This is a genomic window from Geomonas diazotrophica, assembly GCF_018919385.1.
GTDB lineage: Bacteria > Desulfobacterota > Desulfuromonadia > Geobacterales > Geobacteraceae > Geomonas > Geomonas diazotrophica.
The window spans coordinates 14,966-28,266 of sequence record NZ_JAHLMF010000009.1; the positions used below are offsets into that span (position 1 = coordinate 14,966).

Genomic DNA, 13,301 nt, shown 5'->3' on the forward strand with positions numbered 1-13,301 from the left:
CCCTCCAGTCGCCTCACTTTCCTTCAGCCTCCTTGGCCGCGCGTACCGCCGCCTTGAAGCGCTCGGCGCGCTCCTCGTAATTCTTGAACATGTCGAAGCTGGAGCAGGCCGGCGAGAAGAGGACCACGCCGCCGGGCTGGGTCACCCTGCGGGCGATGTCGACCGCCTCCTCCAGCGTGTCGGCGAAACGGGTGTCGGTGAGATCGCCCAGCGCCTGGTGCATGCGCTCCCGCGCCTCGCCGATCAGGACCAGGTGGCTCACCCGGTCGGAAACGAGCTGGACCAGCGGCTCGTAGGAGCCACCCTTGTCCTTCCCCCCCGCGATCAGGGTGATGCCGGAGTCGAAGCTCTCCAAGGACTTGACCACGCTCCCCACGTTGGTCCCCTTGCTGTCCTCGTAATAGGCGACCCCGTTCACCTCCTCGACGAACTCCATGCGGTGCGGCAGCCCCTTGAACTCCTTGACCGAGGCGTAGGCGCAGTCGCCGTCGCAGCGCATGAGCAGGGTGGATGCCATGCTGGCCATGATGTTGTCCAGGTTGTGCACCCCTTTGAGCTTGAAACCGTCGGTGCCGAAGCGGAGCACCTTGCCGTCGTGGGCGAAGGTGATGAAGCCGTCGCGGTAGCTGATCCCCTCCTTGAGCTCGTGGAAACGGCTCATGGGGAAGAGGCGCGCCTTCAGCCTGGTGGCGCAGGCGGCCACCAGCGGGTCGTCGATGTTCAGGACCGCGAAGTCTTCCGCCCCCTGGTTCTCGAAGATGCGCAGCTTGGCGTCGATGTACTCCTGGAAGCTGTGGTAGCGGTCCAGGTGGTCTTCGGTCAGGTTCAAAAGCACCGCGACGTGGGGACGGAAGCTCTCGATCCCCTCCAGCTGGAAGGAGGAGAGCTCGACCACGACCCGCTCCACCCGCTCGCCGCTCATGGCGAGCTCGATGAGGGGGTTGCCGATGTTCCCGCCGACGAAGGTGTCGAAGCCGCACCCCTTGAAGATCTCGCCGGTCAGGGTGGTCGTGGTGGTCTTGCCGTTGGTGCCGGTGATGGCGACCATGGGGGCCTCGATGAACCAGGAGGCGAGCTCCACCTCGGAGACCACGCGGCGCTTCTGGGCGCGCGCCATCTCCAGCGGCTTGATGTCCATCGGGACGCCGGGGGATACCACGATCAGGTCGGCCATCAGGAAGCTGTAGGGGACGTGGCGCCCGAGCTCCAGGCAGAGGTCGAGGTCTGAGAGTTCCGCGAGGACGTCCTTGAGGGCCTCCTCGTCACGCATGTCGGTGACGGTGACGAGCGCGCCGCGCTCGGCCAGGAAGCGGGTCACGGCCACGCCGGTCTTCGCAAGCCCCACCACCAGTATTTTCTTGTCCTTTAATTCCATATGCCCTTCTTCTCCAAGAAAACCTAAATCCCCCTGCCCCCTCGCAAAGGGGGGGACGCGGGATCACGTGCAGTACTTTGTGGCCGGGAACGGCCTCGCTTCCCATCCCCCGACGAAACCGCGCAAAGGGGAGGCGGGGAGTTGGCACATCCTCACGCGGAGACGCGGCTAGCGCATCTTCAGCGTCGAGATGGCGACGAGCGCAAGGATGATGGTGATGATCCAGAACCGGACGATGATCTTCGGTTCGGCCACCCCCTTCAGCTCGAAATGATGGTGAATGGGCGCCATGCGGAAGATCCGCTTGCCGCGGTACTTGTAGGAGCCCACCTGGAAAATGACCGAGAGCGCCTCCACGACGAAGACGCCGCCGACGATGACCAGCAGGATCTCCTGCTTGGTGAGCACGGCCAGGGTGCCCAACCCTCCCCCCAGCGACAGGGAGCCGACGTCCCCCATGAAGACCTCGGCCGGGTAGCTGTTGTACCAGAGAAAGCCAAGTCCCGCGCCGACCATGGCCCCGCACAGGACGGCGAGCTCGCCGGCGCCCGGGACGTACGGGATCTGCAGGTAGCCGGAGAGTCTCGCGTTACCGGCGATGTAGCAGAAAAGCATGTAGGTGGCCGCGTTGATGGCCACCGGCCCGATCGCCAGCCCGTCCAGGCCGTCGGTCAGGTTCACCGCGTTGCTCGCGCCCACGATGACCAGGGTCACGAACGGGATGAAGAGGATACCCAGCTCCGGGTGCAGCCTCTTGAAGAACGGGAAGTAGAGCTCGGTGGAGAAGCCGGGGAGGTAGTAGAGGAAGATGCCGACGCCGCCGGCCAGAATCACCTGCCAGAACATCTTCTGGCGCGGCGAGAGCCCCTTGGGGTTCTTTTCCACCACCTTCTTGTAGTCGTCCACGAAGCCCAGCACCCCGTAGCCTGCGATGATGAGCAGGGTGAGCCAGATGAAGACGTTCTTCAGGTCGGCCCAGAGGAGGGTCGGCACGATGATGCAGACCAGGATCAGCACCCCGCCCATGGTGGGGGTCCCCTGCTTCTTCAGGTGCGACTCGGGACCGTCGGTGCGGATCACCTGGCGCGCCTGCAACCCTTCGAGCTTCCTGACCACCCAGGGCCCCACGATGAAGGAGAGCACCAGCGCCGTGATCATGGCGTAGATGGTGCGGAAGGTCAGGTATTTGAAGACGTTGAAAAGCTTGTAGTCCGAGGCGAGCGGATACAAAAGATGGTACAGCATCAGTCATGCCCCCCTTGTTTCGTGGGTGCCAGCGCCTCTTTTACCGCCGTCGCCACCTTTTCCATCTTCATGCCGCGCGACCCCTTGAAGAGGACGCAGTCGCCGGGCTGAAGCCAGGCGATGAGCCCGCCGGCCAGCGCCTCGTGGCTCGTCGCGCGCACGATACGCTCGGCGGGAAGCCCCGCTTCGAGCGCCCCTTTCTCGACCTCCGCGGCCAGTTCGCCCAAAAGGTACAGGCGCTCCACGGTGCCGGCGGCCTTGCGGCCGAGCTCCCGGTGCGCCTCCTCGGTACCGAGCCCCAGCTCCAGCATGTCGCCAAGGACCGCCGCGCTGCGCGCCCCGTCCGCCACCTCGTGCAGCGTGGTGAGGGCCGCCGCCATGGAGGCGGGGTTGGCGTTGTAGCTGTCGTCGATCAGGGTGATGCCGGCGACCTCCTCGAGCTGGAAGCGCTTGTCGTAAGGGGTGAACTCCTCGAGCCCTTGGCGGATCACCGCTCCCGGCACGCCCAAGGCGTGCGCCGCGGCCGCCGCGGCCAGGGCGTTGTAGATGTTGTGCCGGCCGAAGGCCCTGAGGGTGACCTGCTCCTCGCCGTCGGGTAGCCTCAAGGTAAAGCTCTCCCCCAGCTTCCCAAGCCCCCTGATGGATGCGGAGGAGACCTCCGCGCCGCGAAGGCCGAAGGTGAGCCGGGTCACGTTCAAGTGGGTCGGACAGGCGGAGACGAGGGGGTCGTCCACGTTGTAGACCGCGACCGCGCCTTCCTTCAGGCGCAGGAAGAGCTCCCCCTTTGCGCGCGCCACCCCTTCCACGCTCCCCAGGGTCTCCAGGTGCGCCGGGAAGGCATTGGTGATGATCCCCACCTGCGGCTCGGCAATCTCGGCCAGGCGATCGATCTCGCCGAACTCGCTCATGCCGATCTCCACCACCGCCCAGCGCTCGCGGCCGGTGAGCCTGAACAGGGTGAGCGGCAGGCCGATCAGGTTGTTCAGGTTCCCCTCGGTCTTCAGGCCGGGGCCGGTCTGGGACAGGATGCCGGCCAGCATCTCCTTGGTGGTGGTCTTGCCGTTGCTGCCGGTCACCGCGACCACCTTGAGGTCGAAGCGGCGGCGGTGCCAGGCGGCCAGATCCCCCAGGGCACGCAGGGTGTCCGGGACCGCTACCGCGCAGGCACCCGCCGGCAGGGCGTGTCCGGCGAGCCAGCTCTCGGCCATGAGAAACGCGGTGACCCCGCGTCCCGCGGCCGTGGTGATGAAGTCGTGGCCGTCGAAGCGCTCTCCCACGAGCGGCACGAACAGCTCTCCCGGGGCGACCTGGCGCGAGTCGGTGGACACGCCCGACACCACGGTCTGCGCCTCCCCGATCATCCTGCCGCCGGTTGCCTCGGCTATTTCTTTCAGCGTGAACATCGCCATCTAAATCCCTGTTTCCTTTATGCTGCCGGGCGTCTCGACGCCCTTCGTTTTCCGTTTTTCCAAGGCACGACGCAAAACCAGTAATGTGCCGCAAAATAAGGGAAAAGGGAACCTTTTTTTACGCCCTGAGTTTCAGGGCCGCGGCCGCCTCTTCACGGTCGTCGAAGTGGAACTTCTCGGTGCCCACGATCTGGTAATCCTCGTGCCCCTTCCCGGCCAAAAGCACTATGTCGCCGGGCCGGGCGGCCAGGATGGCGGTGCGCACCGCGGTGCGCCGGGACTCGATGGTGGCGAACCCCTTCTCGCGCACCCCCCCTTCCAGTTCCTCCAGGCTGTACTCCTTCAAGCCCGTCGGGATGCCGGCCCGGACGTCTTCGAGGATCGCCTGCGGATCCTCGGTGCGCGGGTTGTCCGAGGTGACGATGGCGAGGTCGCTGTAGCGGGCCGCGATCTCCCCCATCACCGGGCGCTTCCCCTTGTCGCGGTCGCCGCCGCAGCCGAAGATGGTGATGATCCGGTCGGTTTTCAGCTCGGCTATGGTGGAGAGGACGTTCTCCAGCGCGTCGCCGGTGTGGGCGTAGTCGACCAGCACGATGATCCCCTGGTCGTTTTGGACCCGCTCCAGGCGCCCCGGAACCTTCTTGTGCCCCTCGATCCCGGCCTCGATCGCCTCCTTGGGGATCCCCAGGGCGAGCCCGGCACCCACGGCACCCATCATGTTGTACAGGTTGAAGCGACCCAGGAGGTCGGAGTTGATGTTGATCTCCCCCACCGGCGAGTTGAGGCGGCAGCGGATTCCGTGCACCGAGAAGTTCACCTCGGCGACGCTCAGGTCGGCCGGTGCGTTCACGGCGTAGGTCAAGACCGGCGCTGCGGAATCGGCCGCGATCCTCGCCCCGTAGGGGTCGTCCAGGTTCACCACCGCGCGCCGAAGCGGCTTGTGCGCGCTCGGGGTCAGAAGGTCGGTGAAGAGCCTCAGCTTGCTCTGGTAGTAGGACTCCATGTCGAGGTGGTAGTCGAGGTGGTCGCGGGTCAGGTTGGTGAAGATGGCCACGTCGAAGATGCAGCCGTCGGCGCGGCGCTGCTCCAGGGAGTGCGAGGAGACTTCCATCACCGCGCCCTTCGCCCCCTGGTCCACGAGCTCCCTCAGGATCCGCTGCAGGTCGACCGATTCGGGGGTGGTGTTCGGGGCCGGGATGCTGGTGCCGCCGAAGCGGTAGCTGATGGTGCCCAAAACCGCTGCCGGGATGCCGGCCTGCGCCATGATCCCCTCGACCAGGTAGGTGGTGGTGGTCTTGCCGTTGGTGCCGGTGATGCCCACCAGCGGGATCTCCCCGGTGGGGGTGCCGTAGAACACGGCGGCCATGAGGCTCATGGCGCGGCGGGCGTCGGGGACCTCGACGCAGGCGACCCCGGCAACGGCGCAGGGGCGGTCCGCAACAATTGCGACCGCCCCCCCCTTTACAGCGGATGCCACGTATTCTGTCCCGTCGCTCTTCACGCCGCGCAGGGCGAAGAAGACGGCACCGGGCGTCACCTGCCGCGAGTCGTAGCAGAGCGACCCTATCTCGATGGCGTCGTCCCCGGTCACCTTGGCGCCCGGAACACATGCCAGAAGTTGTTTCAGTTTCATACTTCCCCCATGGTCAGGCCGTCGGCACGAAGCGTACCCAGACCTGGTCCTGCGTGGTGATGCGCGCTCCCGGCGGCGGGTTCTGTTCCACCGCCCTCCCGCTCCCCTGCAGCTTGACGTTGAGGCCGCGCTGCTCCATGACCCTCAGCACCTGCCTCATGCTCATGCCGCGGAAGTTGGGCATGGTCCCGGCGTCCGCCCCTTCGACCGTCCCCCCCTCGACCACCGCCTGCTCCGCCTGCGGGGTGACCTTCTCGGGTGCCGGCGCCGGCTTCTTCTTGATGCTCTTGTCAGGCGGGACGTTCAGGTAGCAGAGGGACTGCTGCGCTATGGCGCTGAACGCGGGGGCGGCGACGACCCCCCCGTACACGTTGGCGGTCGGCTCGTCCACCATCACCATGATGGCCAGCCGCGGCTTCTCGACCGGCACGAACCCGATGAAGGAACCGATGCGCTTGCTGGCCGAGTAGCTGCGCCCCTCGACCTTCTGGGCGGTGCCGGTCTTGCCGGCGACCCGGTAGCCGTCAACCGCGGCCCCGGTCCCGGTCCCGCCATCGGCCACGACCCCCTCCAGCATGCGGGCCACGGTCCTGGCCGTCTCCGGGGAGACCACCCTTCTCTTCAGCTGCGGCCCGAACTGCTGCAGCACGACCCCCTCGTCGTCCACGATCCGGTCCACCAGGTACGGCTTCATCAGGTTGCCGCCGTTGGCGACGGCGGACACCGCGGCGGTAAGCTGCAGTGCGGTGGCGGTCACCCCTTGGCCGAAGGAGATGGTGGCCAGGTCGATGCCGTACCACTTCTCCTGCGGGCGGAGCATCCCGGAGACCTCGCCGGGGAGGTCGATGCTGCTCTTCTCTCCGAACCCGAAACCGGTGAGCGCCGTGAACAGGCGCTGCGACCCGAGCCTCTGGCCGATCTTGGCGGCGCCGATGTTGCTCGAGTACTTGAGGATCTGCGGCACGGTCAACGCACCGTACTTGTGCGTGTCGTGGATGGTCCTGCCGTACATGTTGCAGGAGCCGTTCTCGCAGTTGAAGCTGTCGCCCGGGCGGATCACCCCCGCCTCCAGCGCCGCCGCCACCAGGAAGATCTTGAAGGTGGAGCCGGGCTCGAAGCTGTCGGCTATGGCGCGGTTCCTGATCGCCCCGGGGGCGAGCTCCTTGATGTTGTTCGGGTTGAAGGAGGGGTAGTTGGCCATGGCCAGCACCCGCCCGGTGTCGGGCTCCATCACGATGGCGATCCCCGCCTTGGCACCGTTTTTCTCGATGGTCTTGGTGAGCTCCTTCTCCGCTATGTACTGGATGTTCTTGTCCAGGGTGAGGACGACATTACTCCCCTTGGAACCCGCCTTCCCCTCGCTCCCCTTCTTGAGGGCGATGTCGCGCCCCAGGGCGTCGCGCTCGGTCACCAGGTAGCCGGTGTTGCCGAGGATGATGTTGTCGTACTTCTTCTCGACCCCTTCCAGTCCGCTCGGGTCGACCCCGGTGAAGCCGATCACGTGGGCGGCGACCTGGGAGTTCGGGTAGAAGCGGCGGCTCTCCTTGACGAAGCCGACCCCTTCCAGGTCGAGCGCCTTCACCCTTTTCGCCTGCTCGGGGGGCATCCTGCGGGCCAGCCAGACGAAGTTCTTCGCCCCCTTCAGCTTCGCCTCGAGCTCATCCTTGGAGTACCCAAGCGCCGGGGCGAGCTGCGCCGCGGCCTCGGGGATGTTCTCCATGTTCCGGGTCTCCGCGTAGCAGGAGTCCATCTCGATGGAGACGGCGAAGGGCGCGTTGTTGCGGTCGTAGATCCCGCCGCGGCTGGGCGTCAGCAGGATGCTCTTCTGGTGCTGCTTCTCGGCGATCTTCACCAGCTTGTCGTTGTCAAGCACCTGCAGGTAGAAGGCGCGTCCGGTTGCCGCTATGAAGAATCCGACGAAGAGCAGAGCCACGAAGCGCATGCGGACCCTGGCCCATTTCTCCCACTTGTCTATCACTTGACCAGGACCACCTGCTGGTCGGTGGGGAGCGCCATGCCGAGCTCACCCTTGGCCAGCGCCTCGATGCGGGCCGGCGCCTTGAGCGACGCCACCTCAACCTTGAGGCGCTTGTTCTCCTGCTGCTGCTCCCTGAACTGCCGGCTCGCCTCGCCTATCCTCAGGTTCATGTCGATCACCTCGACCCGGGACCAGACGTGGAAGATGGAGACCAGCGTGAGCATGACCATGACCCCCGTCAGATAACGGAAGCTGATCCAGTTTTCCCTTACTACCGCGCCCGGGCGTGCCGGTGCGGCGACCTTGCCGTAGGCAACTTTGCTCTGTGCCATAGTGCTACCTCTTGTTAAATCTTCTCGATGCCTCTAAGGCGTGCGCTCCGGGAGCGCGGGTTCGCTTTCAGTTCCTCATCCCCGGCCTTGACCGCCTTCTTGGTGAGCACCTTGTACTGGGGCACCCGTTTGCAGACGCAGATCGGGAGTTCCTTGGGGCAGATGCAGCCGGCGGAGGCGTCTCGGAAGGCCTCCTTCACGATGCGGTCCTCCAGCGAGTGGAAGGAGATCACCGCGCCGCGCCCTCCGGGTTTGAGGAGCTTCAAGAGGTCGGAAAGCCCGTCCTCCAGGCTCTTCAGCTCCTCGTTGACCGCTATGCGCAACCCCTGGAAGGTCCTGGTCGCCGGGTGCAGCCGCTCTTCCCACTTCGCCTTGGGAATCGCCCCCTTGATGACGTCCACCAGTTGCATGGTGGTCTCGATCGGGTGCTCTTCCCTCGCCTTGACGATGAAGGAGGCGACCCTCTTGGCCCAGCGCTCCTCGCCGTAGTCGGCGATGATGCGGTGCAGCTCCCCCTCGGAGAGGGTGTTCACCAGGTCGGCCGCGCTCGGCCCCGAGCTTCGGTCCATGCGCATGTCCAGGGGCGCGTCGGCCTGGAAGCTGAAGCCCCGCTCCTCCTTGTCCAGCTGGTGGCTGGAGACCCCGAGGTCGAGCACGAAGCCGTCGATCGCGGCCACACCGGCTTCGGCCAGGGTCGCGGCTATGGAGGAGAAGTTCCTCTGGAAGATCCTGACCCGGTCCCCGAAGGGTGCGAGTCTTTCCCGGGCCACCGCGATTGCTTCGGCGTCGCGGTCGAAGCCGATCAGCATGCCGTCCGGCGCGCTCGCCTCGAGGATCAGGCCGGCGTGGCCGGCGCCCCCCAGGGTGCCGTCCACGTAGATGCCGCCCGACTTGGGGGCGATGAGCTCGAGGACCTCGTCCGGGAGCACCGATATGTGATGGAAGTCCGCCATCTAGAGACCCAGACCCGCGAGGGCGGGCGAATCGAGCGGGAAGTTCTGCTCGTCCTGGGCGCAGACCTGGGCCCAGACGGCCTGGCTGTAGATGTCGATCTTTTTCTGCATGCCCACGAAGTGGAGTTCGCGCTCCAGCTGCGCGGTCTTTCTCAGGTCGGTGGGGACCAGGATGCGCCCCAGCTTGTCCGCCGTGCATTCGACGGCGGGGACCAGGACGGTGCGGCGCACCGCGGCCAGCTGTTCGACGGAGAAGCCGAGGGCGGCCCCGTCCTTGAGCCTTTCTTCCAGGGCCAGGAACTCGGTGTAGGGATAGATGACAAGGCCATAGCCCATCGCCCCACCCCCCAGCCGCAGCGGACTGGACTTGGTGAGGAAGAAGCGCTCGTCGCCGAAGCTGTCAACCAGAACCTCGCGGAATTTCGCGGGAATGCTGGTGCGCCCCTTGGCGTCGATGGTCGTGTCGAACTTCCCTCTGAACATGGTTTCCCCGGCACTCGTTGCCACTTTATACCACTACATACCACTTTCGTGCACGAACTATACGGGAGGCACGCATTGATGTCAAGGCAAAATTAGCGGCAAATAGGGAATTTTTGGGAGGTTTTCCGATGAGTTAAGCGGGGAGCGGGAACCGGTGGCAAGAAGTGGTAAAAGCCGGGGGGTGAATCGGGGCAAATTAAAAAGCCTAGCGAACAGCGCGGTGGAAAACGAGGCGGGCGGGGCCTTGATGACCCCGCCCGGAACGGTGCGACATTACTAATTCTTTTTCCTGTCGAACAGGGACACCACGTTCCCCTTCTTCTGGGAGCCCCCGTTGTCGACCGGGGGGACCGGCTTCAGGGGAGGCTCCGGCGAGACGATCTTCTCGAGCATTATGGGCGTCCCGGACATGGTGAAGGGGGCGCCGTTCACCTGGCTCTCGTCCAGGATCCAGTTGTAGACCTGGAGCGGCACGGTGAGCACCAGGAGCTTCACCTGCCACCACCCCGGCTTCGCGTCAGGCGAGATGTCCTCGATCCTGGCGTGGAAGGCGGGTTTGTTGTCGATGTGCACCAGCACGATGTCGTTGATCGTTGTAGCCATGGTCACTTCTCCTGTGGGGTCAAAGCAGGGTCAAAGCAAGGGGCCGTCCATGCTCCGCGCCGGGAACAGGGCGCGGATCTCGGCGTAGCGGGCGGAAAGCTCCTGCTCCATCCGGTAAAAGCGGGACACCTCGTCCCGCGTCAGCTGGTCCTCGATGAGGTCGCAATTAAAGGTGATGCAGTTGAAGGGACGGTAGCCGGCGGGGATCAGGCATTCCGGCTCGCCCAGAAACGGGCAGAGGCCGTTGTCGAAACGGGGTGCGAAGAGCGGCTTTGCCGTGGCCAGGTAGACCAGCAGGTCGACGGCGCTGAAGTGGTAGCGCCCCCTGACGCAGCAGGCCCCGCCGCAGCCGGCGCAATGGGCGGCGGCGTCGGCGCGGGCGACCAGTTGCTGCATCGCCTCCTTGTGCGCCACCATGCCGCGGGCGTGCCCTTCCAGGTTCTGCCGGGCGGCATCGGAGAGCCGCTCGAACGCCGCCGCCACCCTGCTCACCGCCTCCTGCCACTCATGATCCCATCCGGCCACGCGAAACCTCGTGCAACATAAAAAAACGCCGTCCGGAGCGACCGGAAGGCGGTCTATACTTTAAAACCGTTTTTTTAAACGCAAAGACGCCAAGACGCAGAGACCGCACAAAAACGAAGAACGGCAAAGGCATGAAGCGGCGCGCCCCCCACGGCTTTGCGCCTGGACCCGGTCGTTCGAGACTCGGCACTCAAGGCTTGGGGCCCGCCGTCGCCGGGTCAGGCCGGAGCGAGCGGACGGCGAAGCTTGAACGTCTTTTGTATTTTTGGCCGAAGCAGCCCGTAAGCCGGGTTCTGTTCCCGCAACCGGTTACCCGGAGGCGGGCGATGGTCATTCATCTAGGAGTGCCGTTGCCGACACCCTCAAGCAACCAACCCGGAAGCACGGACGGGCCGTCCTTGGCGCTTCCCTATTTGGTCTTGCTCCTGGTGGGGTTTACCTGGCATCCGGCGTCGCCGCCGAACCCGGTGAGCTCTTACCTCACCCTTTCACCCTTACCCCCCTTCGCCAAGGCTTCGGAGGGCGGACTTCTCTCTGTGGCACTTTCCCTGGGGTTGCCCCCGCTGGACGTTATCCAGCACCATGCCCTGTGGAGCCCGGACTTTCCTCCCTCCCCCTTCGCACAAGGCTACGGGGGACGGCGGCCATCTGGTCTGCTTCGGCCAAAACTTAACTGCAGTCTGAGACAAAGATTGAGACTAAGAAAAGGCGCCCCCTTGGGGTTGTGCCTGCTTAATCTTAGTCTCAGTCTTAATCTGGATTCTCTTTAGTCCTGCACTTCCAGCTTCATGATCAGGATACGCTGGCAGTGGGGACAGGTCACCACGTCGTCGGCACGGAACAGGGTGTTGTAGAGCTGCGGCGGCAGATGCATGTTGCACCCCATGCAGTTCCCTTCCTTGGCCTCGACCACGGCGACACCCCTTCTCTGGTCGCGCAGCTTGCTGTAACGCTTCATGACCGAGGCGGGGAGCCCCTTCACGGTCTCCTCGCGGGTGGCGGCATCCTTGGCGATCCCCCCCTCCAGCGCATCGACCTTCTGCTGCACCTCGGCCTGCTGCGCGGCGACGTTGGTCTCCATCTCGGAGAGGTCGGCTTCCCGCTTGGCGATATCGCCGTTGATCTCCTCTATGGCGTTGATCTTCTGCAGGATCTGCTCCTCCAGCTCGGCGATCAGCTTCTTCGCGCCGGAGATCTCCTTGGAGACGGCCTGGTACTCCTTCTGGGTCTTGATCTCCTTGAGGTGCGACTCGGAACGGGCGATGTTGTCGTTCTCGGAAGCGAGGTTCGCCTCGAGCGCCCCCTTCTCCTCCTCGAGCGCGCTCACTTCTTCACGCCGCGCCGCGATCTTCTCGCGCGCTTCCGCAAGCTTCGCTTCCAGCGCCTGGGACTCGCCCAAAAGCTGCGCCTTCTCGCCGTCCAGACCGTCGATCCTCAGGTCGATCTCCTGCAATTCGTATAACGCCTTCAGTTTGTTACGCAAAATCCGCCTCCCCAACTACCTTTTTATGTTCTCAAAGAGCAGATGCCTCACCAGAAGGTGAAAGGTTCCTGCTCTCCCTGGTATTCAACTATTTCCGCCTCGAAGCGGCGCGCCGCGAGGAACTCCCGCAACTGCGCCCCGAGCCCCTGCACCATAAGGCGCTCGGTGGCAAAGTGCCCGGCGTCGAGGAGTGCCACCCCGAGGGCCTCGGCCTCGCGCGCCTCGTGGTATTTCACGTCCCCGGTCACGAGGATATCGGCACCCTTTCGCGCCGCGTCGTGCAGCAGCGAGACGCCGGAGCCGCCGCAGACGGCGACCTTCTTCACCTGGCGCTCGGGATCCCCGACCAGCCGCACCCCGGCGGCGCCGAGACGCTCCCGGACCTCCTTCGCAAAACACGCTGCCGTTACCGGGGCAGCCAGCGTCCCGATCCGCCCCAGCCCCCGCGGTGCCCCCTGGTTCAGCACCGGGTACAGGTCGTAGGCGGGCTCCTCGTAGGGGTGCGCCCCCTTCATGGCGGTGACGGCGGGACCGATGCGGTCCTTCATGATCAGGAGCTCGAGCCTGCTTTCCGGCTCCGCGTGCCCCGCCCCGACCTCGCCCACGAACGGCTTGGCGCCGGCAAGCGGGGTGAAACGCCCGGTCCCCTCCGACTGGTAGGAACAGTCGCGGTAGTTGCCGATCAGGGGGATGAAGGGGGAGAGCGCGGCCAGAAGCTTCTCCTCGAAACCGCACGGCGCGAAGAGCACCATCTTGGCGTACTCCTCCCCGCCGGTGATCTTCAGCGGCTGCGCACCCTGGATCCCCAGACGGCCGGCCAGGAGGTCGTTCACGCCCCCTTGGGCTATGTCGAGGTTGGTGTGCATGGAGATGATGGCGAGGTCGTGCTTGAGGGCGAGGATGGTAAGGCGGCCGGTCTCGTCGGCGGCGGTGATCTTTTTCAGCGGGGAGAAGATGAAGGGGTGGTGCGTGACGAGCAGCTGGCAACGGGCTTCGATGGCCGCCTCCACGGCGGGACGGCCGGGATCGAGCGCCACCATGAGCCGGGAGACCGGGGCGACCGGGTCGCCCAGCTGCAGCCCCACGTTGTCCCAGGATTCAGCGAAGTGAATTGGGGCGATTTTACCAGTTATTCCAACTAGATCCGAAATTCTTGGAGTTATCATCGCGCTCAAAAGAAAAAGAGTGCAACCGCTTGGTGTGCACTCTTTCTCCCCACTAGAAGTGTATTTTTTCGTCTGACCAGGTGCTTTAAGGGCATCCCCACATCATCCTAATTTGT

General features: G+C 65.0%; 12 protein-coding genes and 1 other RNA gene. All 13 read right to left on the minus strand.

The annotated features are described in order from the left end of the window. Positions 1–13: 13 nt before the first annotated feature. The 13 genes from murD to KOM00_RS11755 all read right to left on the minus strand — a co-directional run bounded on the left by murD (position 14) and on the right by KOM00_RS11755 (position 13,185). A complete protein-coding gene (murD, locus tag KOM00_RS11695; protein WP_216499104.1) occupies positions 14–1,375 on the minus strand; it encodes a UDP-N-acetylmuramoyl-L-alanine--D-glutamate ligase in 1,362 nt (453 codons plus the stop codon). A gap of 168 nt (positions 1,376–1,543) precedes the next feature. Continuing rightward, entirely contained in the window at positions 1,544–2,620 is a 1,077-nt protein-coding gene (gene mraY, locus KOM00_RS11700) for a phospho-N-acetylmuramoyl-pentapeptide-transferase (protein ID WP_216499105.1), read from the minus strand. Beyond that, positions 2,620–4,029: a UDP-N-acetylmuramoyl-tripeptide--D-alanyl-D-alanine ligase gene (locus KOM00_RS11705; RefSeq protein ID WP_216499106.1), complete on the minus strand. Its 1,410-nt coding sequence runs from the start codon at positions 4,027–4,029 to the stop codon at positions 2,620–2,622. The genes mraY and KOM00_RS11705 overlap by 1 nt, the downstream gene beginning before the upstream one ends. A gap of 118 nt (positions 4,030–4,147) precedes the next feature. Next, the gene (locus tag KOM00_RS11710) at positions 4,148–5,662 is read right to left on the minus strand and encodes a UDP-N-acetylmuramoyl-L-alanyl-D-glutamate--2,6-diaminopimelate ligase (RefSeq protein ID WP_216499107.1); all 1,515 of its coding nucleotides are present in this window, start codon (positions 5,660–5,662) and stop codon (positions 4,148–4,150) included. 13 nt (positions 5,663–5,675) lie between these two features. Next, positions 5,676–7,640 (minus strand): penicillin-binding protein, encoded by a 1,965-nt coding sequence (locus tag KOM00_RS11715; protein WP_216499108.1) that lies wholly within the window; start codon positions 7,638–7,640, stop codon positions 5,676–5,678. After that, positions 7,637–7,972, minus strand: coding sequence for a cell division protein FtsL (gene ftsL / locus KOM00_RS11720; RefSeq protein WP_216499109.1), 336 nt, complete (start codon positions 7,970–7,972; stop codon positions 7,637–7,639). The genes KOM00_RS11715 and ftsL overlap by 4 nt, the downstream gene beginning before the upstream one ends. A gap of 14 nt (positions 7,973–7,986) precedes the next feature. Beyond that, on the minus strand, positions 7,987–8,925 hold the full coding sequence (gene rsmH / locus KOM00_RS11725) for a 16S rRNA (cytosine(1402)-N(4))-methyltransferase RsmH (RefSeq protein ID WP_216499110.1): 939 nt from the start codon (positions 8,923–8,925) through the stop codon (positions 7,987–7,989). Beyond that, positions 8,926–9,408 (minus strand): division/cell wall cluster transcriptional repressor MraZ, encoded by a 483-nt coding sequence (mraZ, locus tag KOM00_RS11730; RefSeq protein WP_216499111.1) that lies wholly within the window; start codon positions 9,406–9,408, stop codon positions 8,926–8,928. A gap of 276 nt (positions 9,409–9,684) precedes the next feature. Further along, the gene (locus KOM00_RS11735; RefSeq protein ID WP_216499112.1) at positions 9,685–10,011 is read right to left on the minus strand and encodes a hypothetical protein; all 327 of its coding nucleotides are present in this window, start codon (positions 10,009–10,011) and stop codon (positions 9,685–9,687) included. A 30-nt stretch (positions 10,012–10,041) separates the two neighbouring features. Beyond that, complete coding sequence (locus KOM00_RS11740) at positions 10,042–10,536, minus strand: hypothetical protein (protein WP_216499113.1); 495 nt, start codon at positions 10,534–10,536, stop codon at positions 10,042–10,044. A gap of 267 nt (positions 10,537–10,803) precedes the next feature. Next, an RNA gene (gene rnpB, locus KOM00_RS11745) (RNase P RNA component class A) lies at positions 10,804–11,196 on the minus strand. 106 nt (positions 11,197–11,302) lie between these two features. After that, entirely contained in the window at positions 11,303–12,019 is a 717-nt protein-coding gene (locus KOM00_RS11750) for a zinc ribbon domain-containing protein (protein ID WP_216499114.1), read from the minus strand. 47 nt (positions 12,020–12,066) lie between these two features. Beyond that, entirely contained in the window at positions 12,067–13,185 is a 1,119-nt protein-coding gene (locus tag KOM00_RS11755; protein ID WP_216499115.1) for a Nif3-like dinuclear metal center hexameric protein, read from the minus strand. Between the last annotated feature and the right edge of the window lie 116 nt (positions 13,186–13,301).

What these genes read in the sequence shown, in the direction of transcription:
- murD (WP_216499104.1), bottom strand. Translation starts at nt 1,375, where the DNA reads ATGGAATTAAAGGACAAGAAAATACTGGTGGTGGGGCTTGCGAAGACC.
- mraY (WP_216499105.1), bottom strand. Translation starts at nt 2,620, where the DNA reads ATGCTGTACCATCTTTTGTATCCGCTCGCCTCGGACTACAAGCTTTTC.
- KOM00_RS11705 (WP_216499106.1), bottom strand. Translation starts at nt 4,029, where the DNA reads ATGGCGATGTTCACGCTGAAAGAAATAGCCGAGGCAACCGGCGGCAGG.
- KOM00_RS11710 (WP_216499107.1), bottom strand. Translation starts at nt 5,662, where the DNA reads ATGAAACTGAAACAACTTCTGGCATGTGTTCCGGGCGCCAAGGTGACC.
- ftsL (WP_216499109.1), bottom strand. Translation starts at nt 7,972, where the DNA reads ATGGCACAGAGCAAAGTTGCCTACGGCAAGGTCGCCGCACCGGCACGC.
- rsmH (WP_216499110.1), bottom strand. Translation starts at nt 8,925, where the DNA reads ATGGCGGACTTCCATCACATATCGGTGCTCCCGGACGAGGTCCTCGAG.
- mraZ (WP_216499111.1), bottom strand. Translation starts at nt 9,408, where the DNA reads ATGTTCAGAGGGAAGTTCGACACGACCATCGACGCCAAGGGGCGCACC.
- KOM00_RS11735 (WP_216499112.1), bottom strand. Translation starts at nt 10,011, where the DNA reads ATGGCTACAACGATCAACGACATCGTGCTGGTGCACATCGACAACAAA.
- KOM00_RS11755 (WP_216499115.1), bottom strand. Translation starts at nt 13,185, where the DNA reads ATGATAACTCCAAGAATTTCGGATCTAGTTGGAATAACTGGTAAAATC.